The organism is Devosia sp. XK-2 (assembly GCF_037113415.1).
In the GTDB taxonomy this organism is placed as follows: Bacteria; Pseudomonadota; Alphaproteobacteria; order Rhizobiales; family Devosiaceae; genus Devosia.
Window position 1 is genome coordinate 3,526,557 of sequence record NZ_CP146608.1, and the last position, 13,068, is coordinate 3,539,624.

General features: G+C 59.9%; 12 protein-coding genes and 1 pseudogene. All 13 read right to left on the minus strand.

Going from position 1 to position 13,068, the window contains the following annotated elements:
* Positions 1–25: 25 nt before the first annotated feature.
* The gene (locus tag V8Z65_RS17325; RefSeq protein ID WP_338721398.1) at positions 26–583 is read right to left on the minus strand and encodes a dihydrofolate reductase family protein; all 558 of its coding nucleotides are present in this window, start codon (positions 581–583) and stop codon (positions 26–28) included.
* Positions 584–793: 210 nt separating this feature from the next.
* Entirely contained in the window at positions 794–1,081 is a 288-nt protein-coding gene (locus tag V8Z65_RS17330; RefSeq protein ID WP_338721399.1) for a GIY-YIG nuclease family protein, read from the minus strand.
* 99 nt (positions 1,082–1,180) lie between these two features.
* Positions 1,181–2,008: a hypothetical protein gene (locus V8Z65_RS17335; RefSeq protein ID WP_338721400.1), complete on the minus strand. Its 828-nt coding sequence runs from the start codon at positions 2,006–2,008 to the stop codon at positions 1,181–1,183.
* A gap of 71 nt (positions 2,009–2,079) precedes the next feature.
* Complete coding sequence (locus V8Z65_RS17340) at positions 2,080–4,194, minus strand: sodium-translocating pyrophosphatase (protein WP_338721401.1); 2,115 nt, start codon at positions 4,192–4,194, stop codon at positions 2,080–2,082.
* 161 nt (positions 4,195–4,355) lie between these two features.
* Positions 4,356–4,676 (minus strand): DUF167 family protein, encoded by a 321-nt coding sequence (locus tag V8Z65_RS17345; RefSeq protein ID WP_338721402.1) that lies wholly within the window; start codon positions 4,674–4,676, stop codon positions 4,356–4,358.
* A 5-nt stretch (positions 4,677–4,681) separates the two neighbouring features.
* Positions 4,682–4,984 (minus strand): YggT family protein, encoded by a 303-nt coding sequence (locus V8Z65_RS17350; RefSeq protein WP_338721403.1) that lies wholly within the window; start codon positions 4,982–4,984, stop codon positions 4,682–4,684.
* A gap of 378 nt (positions 4,985–5,362) precedes the next feature.
* Complete coding sequence (locus V8Z65_RS17355) at positions 5,363–5,971, minus strand: DedA family protein (protein WP_338721404.1); 609 nt, start codon at positions 5,969–5,971, stop codon at positions 5,363–5,365.
* 157 nt (positions 5,972–6,128) lie between these two features.
* Positions 6,129–7,943 (minus strand): translational GTPase TypA, encoded by a 1,815-nt coding sequence (typA, locus tag V8Z65_RS17360; RefSeq protein WP_338724063.1) that lies wholly within the window; start codon positions 7,941–7,943, stop codon positions 6,129–6,131.
* Positions 7,944–8,164: 221 nt separating this feature from the next.
* Positions 8,165–8,548 carry a VOC family protein gene (locus V8Z65_RS17365; protein ID WP_338721406.1) on the minus strand — a complete coding sequence of 128 codons (384 nt, stop codon included), beginning with the start codon at positions 8,546–8,548 and terminating at the stop codon, positions 8,165–8,167.
* 30 nt (positions 8,549–8,578) lie between these two features.
* Positions 8,579–9,175, minus strand: coding sequence for a transcriptional regulator (locus tag V8Z65_RS17370; protein ID WP_338721407.1), 597 nt, complete (start codon positions 9,173–9,175; stop codon positions 8,579–8,581).
* A 42-nt stretch (positions 9,176–9,217) separates the two neighbouring features.
* Positions 9,218–11,344: an EAL domain-containing protein gene (locus tag V8Z65_RS17375; protein ID WP_338721408.1), complete on the minus strand. Its 2,127-nt coding sequence runs from the start codon at positions 11,342–11,344 to the stop codon at positions 9,218–9,220.
* Positions 11,345–11,581: 237 nt separating this feature from the next.
* A pseudogene (locus V8Z65_RS17380) lies at positions 11,582–11,704 on the minus strand (chloramphenicol phosphotransferase); the annotation flags it as partial.
* A gap of 51 nt (positions 11,705–11,755) precedes the next feature.
* Entirely contained in the window at positions 11,756–12,979 is a 1,224-nt protein-coding gene (locus tag V8Z65_RS17385) for an argininosuccinate synthase (RefSeq protein ID WP_338721409.1), read from the minus strand.
* Positions 12,980–13,068: the final 89 nt, after the last annotated feature.

Below are 13,068 nucleotides of genomic sequence, written 5' to 3' on the forward strand. Positions count from 1 at the left end.
CAGGAGCCGCATATCGAATTGCGAACTACGCCGCCCGCTTCCGATAGACCTGCACCACATTGCCCTTTGAGGTGACATCGCAACGGACCAGTTCCAGCCGCGTGGTCGGATCGCCCGGCTCGAACAGATGCCGGCCCTCACCTGCAACCACCGGATGGGTGATGAGCGAAAGCTCGTCCATCAACCCGGCAAAAAGCAATTGCCGCACCAGCGAAATGCCGCCCATGGCCGCAATCTCGCCGCCCGGCTGGGACTTCAGACCGCGAACAAAGTCCACCACATCGCCCTCGATAAGGGACGAATTGGACCATTGCGCCATGTCACCCGTTTTCAGCGTGTTCGAGGCCACATATTTGGGCACGTCATTGATGAACTGGGCGAAATCCAGGTCCTGCTCGGCATTGGGCCAATAACCCGCCCATTCCGCCCAGCCGACCCGGCCCATGAGCACGGTGTCGACCTGGTTCTGCACCCCGGTCAGCATTTCCCCGAGCTCATCGTCGAAACTGTCGAACTGGAACTTGAACGGGTCCTCGACCACCCCATCGACGGAATGAAAAAGACCGGCTGTCACTTTACGCATTTTTTACGATTTCCCTCTGGTTCCGGACGGCACTATGCCGCCCGTTTCGCTTAGGCGACGAGGGAGGGGCGAGGGGTTCGACATTTTTTGTTTTGCGGTTTGCGACACGACGCCGGCTGAGTTGGACCTGCCGTGGCCCAACCCACTTTCCACCCGACCAACCCCACCTACCGCGCGTCACCCTCGGGCCTGACCCGAGGGTTCTGCACTTCACTTGGCGATGTCATCCCAGAGATCCCGCCACTCGGGATTATGTTCCTCGATCAGCGCGTGCTTCCATCGGCTGTACCAACGCTTGAGTGAGGTCTCGCGTTGAATGGCCATGCCTATCTCGCCAAACTGCTCGAAATAGACGAGCTGCTTGATATTGTAGGTCTTGGTGTATCCGGCAATCAGCCCTTCGCGATGCTCATAAACACGACGCAATAGGTTATTGGTGACACCAATATAGGTGCGCCCACGCCGCATATCGGCAAGGATGTAAACAAAGCCGCCCATGCCGGCATCTTGAAGTACAGACCCCTCGGGTCAAGCCCGAGGGTGACGGCCGGTGGGGGTTTCATTCTCGGTAGATCAAACATCAGCAAGGCAAGGTTGTCAGTAACCAAGGTCCAATTCGTCCCCGAAAGCGTCGTGCAGTTGGAGGCTAGACATATACTTTTCGCGCATGCCAGCGTAAATCTGACCATAAATTTGCTTCATACAGCTAATTGAGCGTTCTAGATATTCCGCATCGATCACCGCCTGTTCTTCGACTGCACCGCGTGCCTTTGCGCCGACCTTACCTAGGTATATCTCGTTAATTTTGCCGTCGCCGTGAACATGCAGGTCACGGGTGGCTTTAATCTCCACAAAATTCTCCCAAGTGCCGTTATCGAAGGAGAAGCCCCAGATACTCCGAGTGTATTTTTCGTATTTGGCAGGCGTCGCATACATCGCTTCTCTCGTTCTTTCTGCCGCTTTTCGCGATATGGCTTTTTTCAAGCTTCCCAGTTGTATGAGATCGCGAAGATCAACTTGAACGGTCTTTTCCCCATCATCTGGCGTGCCTGCCGGAGAAATAAGCACCTTCTGAGGAAACGCGCGCATCACCCTGGCCAAATTTCGAGAAATGTATTCCTCCGTCAGCGAAACGGCGAAAACCAAAGATTGTATGTACTCTCTCCTTCGAATTCTTTCATCCATAAGTAGAAGTAAATCTTCACGCCTTCTGGAAATTCTAGCAGTCTTTCCCTTAGAGGTTGGCGCCGTCAGGTGCACCCGCTCTGACTTTGTCTTAGAAACCTCCTTTCTCAGTTCGCTCAATCCACGAACTGACATAACAGCCTCGATGTACAGATCGTTTATTTTTCGAACTTGTTTTTGATGATCTCGCCGAAGAAGATCGTAGTTTAGCTGACCTTTGAATGTATTGGCTTTATTCACTCGATCGGATCCCATGAAATCGCCCGGAGTTTCGCCCCGGGCCTCTTCACGTCGTAGTTGAGGCAAATGCCTTACATCCCCATGCGCGCCAGCACCGCGAGCAGCAACAGGGCCACGATATTGGTGATCTTGATCATCGGGTTGACGGCGGGACCCGCCGTGTCCTTGTAGGGGTCGCCGACGGTGTCGCCGGTGACCGAGGCCTTGTGCGCGTCGCTGCCCTTGTGGTGGGTGACGCCATGGCTATCGGTAAAACCGTCCTCAAAGCTCTTTTTGGCATTGTCCCAGGCGCCGCCGCCCGCCGTCATCGAGATGGCGACGAAAAGGCCGGTGACGATGACGCCCATGAGCATGGCGCCAAGCGAGGAGAAGGCATTGGCCTGGCCGGCAATCCAGAGGATGACGAGATAGACCACGATGGGTGAGAGCACCGGCAACAGGCTCGGCACGATCATTTCCTTGATCGCGGCCTTGGTGAGCATATCGACGGCGCGGCCATAATCGGGCTTGTCGGTGCCGGCCATAATGCCCGGCTTTTCCTTGAATTGACGCCTGACTTCCACCACCACCGACTGGGCGGCACGGCCCACGGCCGTCATCGACATGCCGCCAAAGAGGAATGGCAGCAGCCCACCGAAGAGGAGGCCCACCACCACGTAAGGATTGGCGAGGTCGAAGCTGACGGTGAGGTCGGTGAAATAGTGCTTCAAATCCTCGGTATAGGCCGCGAACAGCACCAGCGCCCCGAGGCCCGCCGAACCAATGGCATAGCCCTTGGTGACGGCCTTGGTTGTATTGCCGACCGCATCGAGCGCATCGGTATTGTGCCGGACGCTGTCATCAAGCCCTGCCATTTCGGCAATGCCGCCAGCATTATCCGTGACCGGACCGAAGGCGTCGAGCGCCACGATGATACCGGCCAGGGCCAGCATGGTGGCAACGGCCACCGCAATGCCGAAGAGCCCGGCCAGCGAATAGGTGACGATAATGCCGGCAATGATGGTGATGGCGGGAAGCGCCGTCGATTCCAGCGACACGGCCAGGCCCTGGATGACATTGGTGCCGTGACCCGTCACCGAGGCTTCGGCAATCGAGTTCACCGGGCGCCGATTGGTGCCGGTGTAATATTCGGTGATGACGATGATGAGCCCGGTAATGACCAGACCCACCACGCCGCACCAGAACAGCGACCAGGGGGTGAAGGTTTTCGAGGCGGTTTCAATGGCGACGTTCATATCGCCGAACATCAGCCAGAGCACCGGCAGGAGCGCCACGAGCGAGAGCACACCGGTGGCGATGACGCCCTTATAGAGCGCCCCCATAATGTTGTTGTCCGAGCCGAGCTTGACGAAATAGGTGCCGATGATCGAGGTGACGACACAGGCCCCGCCAATGGCGAGCGGCAGCACCATGCCGATGAGCTTGAACGCATCGGGTAGGATGATGGCGGCCAGCACCATGGTGGCGACAATGGTCACCACATAGGTTTCAAACAGATCCGCCGCCATGCCGGCACAGTCCCCGACATTGTCGCCCACATTGTCGGCGATTGTTGCGGGATTGCGCGGATCGTCCTCAGGAATGCCGGCCTCGACCTTGCCCACCATATCGCCGCCCACATCGGCACCCTTGGTGAAGATGCCACCGCCAAGACGGGCGAAGATGGAAATCAGCGAGGCACCGAAGCTCAGAGCAACCAGGGAATCGATGACGGTGCGGCTGGTGGGTTCAAACCCCATGCCGGTCAACACGATGAAATAGAGCGTGACGCCGAGCAGGCCCAGCCCCGCCACCAGCATGCCGGTGACCGCGCCCGACTTGAAGGCCAGGTCCAGCCCCTTGCCCAGCGAGCCGATTGCCGCCTGGGCTACCCGCACATTGGCGCGGACCGACACATTCATGCCGATGAAACCGGCTGCGCCCGAGAGCACCGCGCCGACGAGAAAGCCGATGGCTGCATAGATGCCCAGAAGAAAATAGGCGGCGACGAGGATGACCACGCCCACAATGGCGATGGTGGTATATTGCCGCTTGAGATAGGCCGATGCGCCCTCCCGCACGGCGGCCGAGATTTCCTGCATGCGCGCCGACCCCGCATCGGCCTTGAGCAGGCCCTGGGTGGTCACCACGCCATAGACGATAGAGAGGCCACCGCACACAACGATCAGCCAAAGTGCCAGATCCATAAGAAGTCCCTCGAAAAATTTCCTCCGAGGGCCCGCGCCGGTCCCGGCCGGGTCTTTAACGCCCGGTCCAATCCCCGCCCTCCATCGGGCCCCCTCTGGAACCGGAGCTTAGCGGGAATAATGGGTTAAGCAATGGTGATTGCGCTATTTTGTCGCGCCGGCTAGCCGGCAAGCGCCGTCAGACGCGCCAGCAGGTCAGGAGAAGTGCGGTCAATGGCAAGCGTCTTGAAGCGGCTGGTTTCCCCGCTGACCAGGCTGATCGAGGATTTGGAGACGCCGAGCGCCTTGGCCAAAAGCGCGATGACCGCGGCATTGGCGCGGCCCTTGTCGGGCACTGCGGTAACGCGGACGCGCAGCACCACCGAACCATCATCGCGACTTTCGGCGCCGTCAATCGCGTCGCGCCCGGCATTGGGCGTGACGCGGAGATAAAGCGTGAGGCCACTATCGGTGGGCCGCGCGAAACCGGGCCAATCGGCCAAAATGGCTAGATCCCGGCACGGAGAACCGCTGGGTAGAGATAATAGCCGATGATCGACTGGATGAAGAAGATCAGAAGGAAGGCAATCAGCGGGCTGAGATCGAGGCCGGAAAAATTGGGCATGAAGCGGCGAATGGGCCTGAGCACCGGTTCGGTGAGCTGATTGAGCACCTGCCAGACCGTGGCGACGAACTGATTGCGCGTATTAATGACATTGAACGAGATCAACCAGCTCATGATGATCATGATGAGCAGGACCCACCAATAGAGCTGGAGCAGGATCAGAATGATGTCGAGAACGGCGCGCATCTGCGTCTCCGGAACAAAGGGTCAGAATTATCTAGTGGCTGTGCGCCCTTGGGGCAAGTGCATGCGGGGCAAAGGGGAAAAGAGCCTGCCAATCGAGCATAGCTCTCTTGGCCTTCCCGCCTAATTTGGTCCATTGGAGCAAACTTGCCTATGGGGCAAGACAGAAAGGGCCCTGCACCAAAAACGCGATGCAGGGCCCGAATGACTGACCGCCCGGTACGCAGAACTCTTCTAGCCGGGCCCGCTCACAAGTGCACAAAGCGTGCCAGTTTGCCGCGCCCGGAAAACCGGGATCAAAGATTAAACTATTGTGAATATTCGCATTTTGCGTCGATCACGGCTGACGCAAATTGCAAGAGGCATGCAGAATGCGAAAGCCTAATCCGTCGCCCTTGTCGGCCGCCAGGTGATCACCCGGAACAGATAGATCAGCACCACCGCCGCCAGCACCACATAGCTGAGCGGATCGAGCACCACCTCGATCAGCTCATAATGCTCATGCAGGATATAGCCGGCCAGGGTGAGGAAGGTGTTCCAGACCAGCGCGCCGGCGGTCGACGCCAGGAGGAACAGCGGCAGCGGCATGGCGGCGAGCCCCGCGGGGATGGAAATCAGCGTGCGAATAATGGGCATCAATCGGCCAAACAACACGATAATGGGCCCGTAGCGGCGGAAAAACGCCACCGCGACGTCGATTTCTTCCGCATTCATGGTCATGAGCCGTCCATAGCGGTCCGCCAGCCAGCGCACGCGCGCGAGCCCAAAAAGGCGGCCGACGAAATACCAGGGCAACATGCCAACGACCGCGCCCAAGGTCGCGGTGGCGAGGACACCCGCCAGGTTGAGATCGCCATTGGCGGCGGCAAAGCCGGCAAAGGGAATGATGAGTTCGGACGGAATGGGCGGAAAGATCGATTCCGCCAGCATGACCAGGAATATGCCGACATAGCCGAGATCGGTGATGATCTGGATGATCCATTCGGTCATGGCTTGGCCACCGCCTTCTCGCTCGCGGCTCCACCCCACCCTCATTCCCTCCCCATCAAGGGGAGGGAGGCGCAGGCATCGGCCTATCGGTTCCATCGTCTCCCTCCCCTTGTGGGGAGGGACCAAGGGTGGGGGTATCGGCAAACGCCGACTGACGTCAAGCCGACTTGGCGGCGCGGCTCATGCGCTTGCGATCATTGGGATCGAGCCAGATCTTGCGCAGGCGGATCGATTTGGGCGTCACCTCGACATATTCGTCTTCGGCGATATAGCCCAGCGATTGTTCCAGGGTCAGCTTTTTCGGCGTGGTCAGGCGCACCGCTTCGTCCTTGGAGGTGGTGCGGATATTGGTGAGCTGCTTGCCCTTGAGCGCGTTCACTTCGAGATCGTTCTCTCGATTGTGCTCGCCAATGATCATGCCTTCATAGATGTCGACGCCGGCATCGATCAGCATGGCGCCACGATCTTCGAGGTTCCACAAGGCATAGGCCACAGACTGGCCCGTGCCATTGGAGATCAGCACACCGGTGCGACGACCCGGCAGGTCGCCCTTATAGGGCACAAAGGAGTGGAACAGGCGGTTGAAGATGGCGGTACCGCGGGTGTCCGAAAGGAGTTCGGGCTGGTAGCCGATCAGCGCGCGGGTGGGCACCAGCAGCTTGATGCGGGTACGGCCAACGCCGGAGGGACGCATATCGGTCAATTCGCCCTTGCGCTCGGTGAGCTTCTGCACCACGGCGCCGGTGAATTCGTCATCCACGTCGATGATGACTTCCTCGACCGGTTCCATGCGGACGCCGTTCTCTTCCTTGAACAGCACTTTGGGGCGTCCAATGGTCAGCTCGAACCCTTCGCGGCGCATATTTTCAATCAGGACGGCGAGTTGCAATTCACCACGGCCGGCCACGTCAAAGCTGTCATTGTCGTCGCCAGGCGTGACGCGGATGGCCACATTGCCCTCGGCTTCGCGCATCAGCCGCTCGCGAATGACGCGGGACTGCACCTTGTCGCCCTCGCGGCCAGCCAACGGTCCGTCATTGATGCGGAAAGTCACCGAGAGGGTCGGCGGATCAATCGGCTTGGCGGTAATCGGCTCGGAAACCGCAGGCGAACAGATAGTGTCGGCCACGGTCGAGGTTTCCAGACCTGCAATGGCGACGATGTCGCCCGCTTCGCCGATATCAATCGGCGCGCGTTCAAGGCCGCGGAAAGCCAGAACCTTGGAAACACGACCCTTTTCCACTTCCTTGCCCTCGCGATTGAGCGTGTGGATCGGGTCGCCCGCCTTGACCGAACCAGAGGCAATGCGGCCGGTCAGAATGCGGCCCAAGAACGGATTGCGCTCGATGGTGGTAACCAGCATGCGGAAAGCGCCCTCTTCCACCTGCGGCTCGGGCACATGTTCCACGACCTTGTCGAGCAGCGGCGCCAGGGTTTCCTTGGGGCCGGCGGGGTCTTCGGCCATCCAGCCCTGCTTGGCCGAGCCGTAGAGCACCGGAAAATCGAGCTGCTCGGAGGTGGCATCGAGCGCGACGAACAGGTCAAAGACCTCATCGAGCACTTCCAGATGCCGCTCGTCGGACTTGTCGATCTTATTGATGGCAACGATGGGCCTCAGGCCCTGTGCCAGCGCCTTGCCGAGAACGAACTTGGTCTGCGGCATGGGGCCTTCCGCCGCATCGACCAGGATCACCACGCCATCGACCATGGACAGGATACGCTCCACTTCGCCGCCAAAGTCGGCGTGGCCGGGCGTGTCCACGATATTGATGCGGGTGTCCTTCCACATCAGCGAAGTCACTTTGGCCAGAATGGTAATGCCGCGCTCGCGCTCGATATCATTGCTGTCCATGGCGCGTTCTTCGACGCGTTCATTCTCGCGGAACGAACCGGACTGCTTGAGCAGCACGTCGATCAGCGTGGTCTTGCCATGGTCAACGTGAGCGATGATGGCGATATTGCGCAGGGACATATGTGGGTCAGGCCTCTTTGGCATGATCCCAATACCTTGGGCCGCGATAAGGGCGGCGACAAACGACTGAACCATGCAGGAATAAACACGGCACCCGGTCCGGAGGAAACCCGGTTTGGGCGCATTTGGCGCTGCCTTACAGGAGAACGGTGTTTTCCACAAGCGCAGGAGACGCAAGGCGGGGTTGCGAACACCCCGCCTCCGCCACGTAGCGGCGCTGACTACTTCAACGATCGCGGCAAGTCCCCGGACTGCCAGAGCCCCAGACCAAAGCCGTCCGGATCCAGAAAATCGGCGCTCCAGCCGCCCGGCGCCTCGGAAACCGGGGTCACGATATTGACGCCCTGCAGGGCTAGGCCGGCCACCACATCGTCAATCCCGCCCTCTTCGAGTTCGAAGACAATGGCCGGGCTTTCGCCCCGCCTTGCATCCATCTGAAAGAAAATGAGGTCAGGGCCGTTCTCGATACGGGCCTGCAGCCAGTAGGGTTCGGCGCCCTCTTGGCGCTCAAGCGCGAGCCCCAACGTTTCGGCGTAGAAGGCTTCGGTGCGGGCAATATCGCTGACATAGAAAACGATGCTGACATTTTTCGGCTTGAGTTTCATGGCGAGGTCCTTTCCGGTTTCGACATGAGCCTATTGCCGCCGGTCTGGATTTTGTGAGCGGCGCAGGAGAAATAAATGTCCGTCCGGGTCATGGCTGGCAAAGCGGCCGCCATGGCGGATCAAGGCCGGCAGGAGAGCATCGCGAATGCGGCCATAGGCAAGGTCCAGATGCAGCCCCGCCAATTCGTGCGGCGCCGCCAGGCCCTTGGCCACCAGATGGCGCTTGAGCGCAGAGACACGCTGCCGCAAGGCGGTATCGGGCAGATTGAGCAGATAAGAGATCTCGCGCCTATTGTGTCCGGTCAGAACCAGCGCCGCGAGGCTTCGGAGCGCCGGGGGTAACCCCGCCAATATCTCGGCCACGGGCACCTCATCGACCGGTGCCGCGCTCTGCCCGGCTTGCCAAAGGCTTTCGCGACGCGCGCGCCGCCGCGCGGCCCGCATATGCATGCGCGCCTTGTTGCGCACCACCACGCCAAGCCAGCGTGCGGTGCCGGCATCGGCAAGATCGATCCGGCCCTGTTCCACGGCCACCACCATGGCCTCCTGGACAAGGTCCTCGGCGTGATCCGCACCGGCTTCGCGACGGGCTATGGCGAGCAGACTGGCATGGAGCTCAATGCGCATGGCTGGACAGTGCCAGTGGCGGCAAGGCCCGGCAAGCGGGTTTCAGGATGCTTTGCGGTGGACGTTGATCTTGGCTGTTTCCGAATGCAAGAGATTGGCCAGAGTGCTGGGCTGCAGCGGTGGAGAGAACAGGAAGCCCTGCACCTCCGAAACCCCCTGCTCACGCACCATGGCCAGCTGTTCTTCGGTCTCCACGCCCTCGGCTGTGGTCGACATGCCCAGCGATTGCCCCAATCCGATCACCGCCCTGATAATGGCCTGACTGTCCACGCGGCTGGTCAGGTCGCGCATGAAGGAGCGGTCAATCTTGATCTTGTCGAAGGGGAAAGAGCGCAGATAGCTCAGGGAGGAATAGCCGGTGCCAAAATCGTCCATGGAAATACGCACGCCCATGCTGCGCAATTCATGCAGCGCGCTAATCGTGCTCTCGCTATCGGCCAGAAGCAGGCTTTCGGTGATTTCGAGCTCCAACCGGGTGGGCTCCAATTGCGCCTCGGTCAAAGCAGCCCGGACCTGCCCCACCAGATCCTTGTGTCGGAACTGGACGGGCGAAAGATTGACCGCCACCCGCACATCCGCCGGCCAGGCGGCGGCCGTCTTGCAGGCCTCGTGCAGCACCCACTCCCCGATGGGCACGATCAACCCGGTTTCTTCGGCCACCGGAATGAACTCGGCCGGCGAGACCGTGCGGTCGTCGTGATCCCAGCGCAGCAGCGCCTCGACACAGGTGACGCAGTTTTCCTCCAGCCCGAGCAGCGGCTGGTACATCAGCCGCAATTCCCCGCGCTGCATGGCCAATCGCAGGCCGGCCTCGATGGAGCGGCGCTGCTGCAATTCCGCATCCATGCCGGTTTCGAAGAAATGATAGGTGGATCGTCCCTCGGACTTGGCCTTGTAGAGGGCAAGGTCGGCATTCTTGACCAATTGGTCGGTGGTAATGCCATCGCCCGGACCGACCGCAATACCTACCGAGACGCCGATCTCGATCTGCTGCCCGCCAATATTCATCGGCGTCCGCATGGCCTTGACGATACGGTCCGCCACCTTGGCCGCCTGATCGATGCTGTCGATGGGCCGCAGCAGCAGGGCAAATTCGTCGCCGCCCAGCCGGGCCAGGAGATCGGTTTCCCGCGTCGTACCCCATAGACGCACTGCGGCCTGCTTGATCACCTCATCGCCCACCGCATGACCAAGCGTGTCGTTGACGGCCTTGAAATGATCAAGGTCAATATAGAGCACCGCGGCCTTTTCCCCGCGTTTGAGCGCGGCTTCGGCCCGCGCCATCTGTTCGAGAAACTCGATCCGGTTGGGCAGGTCGGTTAGGGCATCATGCCGCGCCAGATGCTGAATGCGCGCTTCGGCCTGGCGCTGCTCGGTAATGTCCTCATGGGTGGAGACCCAGCCGCCATCCTTCATGGGATGGTGCTGCATCAGAATGGTGCGGTTGCTCAACTCATGGATATTCTTGCCATATTCGCGTCGGGCGATCACGTCGCGGCGCCAATTGATATAGTCTTCCTTGGTGCCGCCGGTCGACATACCGATATCGAACAGATGGGCAAGGATGTCTTCGAGCTGGGTGCCGGGCTTGAGCAATTGGATGGGCAGATTGTAAATGCGCGCATAGGGCTCGTTGCAGATCACCAACCGCCCGCGCGCATCCATCATGCAAAGGCCGATCGAGATATTGTTGACGGCAGCGTCCAGCCGGATGTTCTGCCGCTCCAGCTCCAGCTTACGCTTCTGCTGGCTTTCGGATCGGGCGATCTCGTCGGTCACGTCCTCATGCGTGACCACCCAACCCAATTGCTCGGAATAGACATGGGCCGTCTCGATAATGCGCCCGCCATGCACCACTTCCTGGGCCTTGTGGCGCGCACCGCCGCGATTGGCCAGCAATTGGCTGGTATAATGTTCGTAAAAGGCTTCGGGGCCCTCACCGGGATGGTTGCCCAGCCGCGCGGACAGATGCACCACATCTTCCAGCGTCATCCCGCGATGGATGGCATCCTCAGAAAATCCGTAAAAGTCGCGATAATGCTTGTTCCACATGACGAGGCGGAACTGGGGCGACCAGACGCAAAAGCCATAGGGAATGCTTTCCAGCGCTGCATCAAGCAGCAGCTTTTCAGCCACTTCCCCCAGATTGTCCGCATCATCCGCGCGCATCGAACCTCCCGTCCAAAAGCCCAATTCACGACGCTGCGCGAACGGTAATGAGACCGGCTTAACGCGGGATTAAACCGGTACGTCCGAATCGAGTCGCGGGACAATTCGTGAAAGGGCCGCCTCGGGCGACAATATGCCCATATCGAGCCGCAGGTCATAATCGGTTTCGGCATGCACCGCCACCTGCCAGCGGCGCACCGGCTCGGGAATGCCGAGCAGGAGGGCGTCAGGCAGACTGGCATTGAACCTGTCCACGCCCCAATTGATCCAGGTTCCGGGGACATTGGCCTGAATGGTGCGGGCCAAGGTCGACTTGCCCGAGCGGGGCGCCCCATTGAGAATGACGATGCGCCCGGCCATGCTGCCCCTCCATGAAAAAGAGGCGGGCCCGAGCCCGCCTCGTCAGGATGATCAGCCCTTCGCCTTCTTGTTGCGCGCGGCCCAGGTCTTCAACCGCAATCCATTGAGGCGGATAAAGCCTTCGGCATCCTTGTGGTCATAGGCGACCGCACCTTCTTCGAAAGTGACGAGGTCTTCCGAATAAAGGCTATAGGGCGAAGTGCGCGCCACCACATTGGCCGAGCCCTTATAGAGCTTGACCGTAACTTCGCCGGCGACGAATTCCTGGCTCTTGTCGATCAGCGCCTGCAGCATTTCGCGCTCGGGCGAGAACCAGAAGCCATTATAGATCAGCTCGGCATATTTGGGCATGATCTCGTCCTTGAGATGGGCCGCGCCGCGATCGAGCGTGATCGATTCAATGCCGCGATGGGCATGCCAAAGCACTGTGCCGCCGGGCGTTTCATAGACCCCGCGCGACTTCATGCCCACAAAGCGGTTCTCGACCAGGTCGAGCCGCCCCACACCATGCTTGCCGCCCAACTCGTTGAGCTTTTCGAGCAGGCTTGCCGGCGACAGCTTGACGCCATTGACCGAGACGGCATCGCCCTTTTCAAAGCCGATTTTGACATATTCAGGCGTGTCGGGCGCCTGTTCGGGATCGACGGTGCGCTGATAGACATAGTCGGGAGCCTCGACGCCCGGATCTTCGAGCACGCGGCCCTCGGACGAGGTGTGCAACAGATTGGCATCGACCGAGAACGGTGCTTCGCCGCGCTTGTCCTTGGCGATCGGGATCTGGTTGGCTTCGGCATATTCGAGCAGCCTTGTGCGGCTGCGCAAATCCCATTCGCGCCAGGGCGCGATGACCTTGATGGAGGGATCGAGCGCATTGGCCGTCAATTCGAAACGGACCTGGTCATTGCCCTTGCCCGTAGCGCCATGGGAAATGGCGTCGGCCCCGGTTTCCTGGGCAATTTCCACCAGCCGCTTGGAAATCAGCGGCCGGGCAATCGAGGTGCCGAGCAGATAAAGGCCTTCATACATGGCGTTGGCGCGGAACATCGGGAAGACGAAATCGGCAACGAATTCCTCGCGCAGATCCTCGATGCGGATGTCCTTGATGCCGAACATTTCCGCCTTTTTGCGCGCCGGCTCCAGCTCTTCGCCCTGGCCCAGATCGGCGGTGAAGGTCACCACCTCGCAATTATAGGTTTCCTGCAGCCATTTCAGGATGATGGAGGTGTCCAGCCCGCCCGAATAGGCCAGGACGACCTTCTTGATGTCATTTGCCATGATGTGTTCCCAAAGGATCTGATGATGACAGGATAAGCTCTCAATCGCGCAATGAACTTGCGATCATCGCAATATTGGCGCAGTTTGTA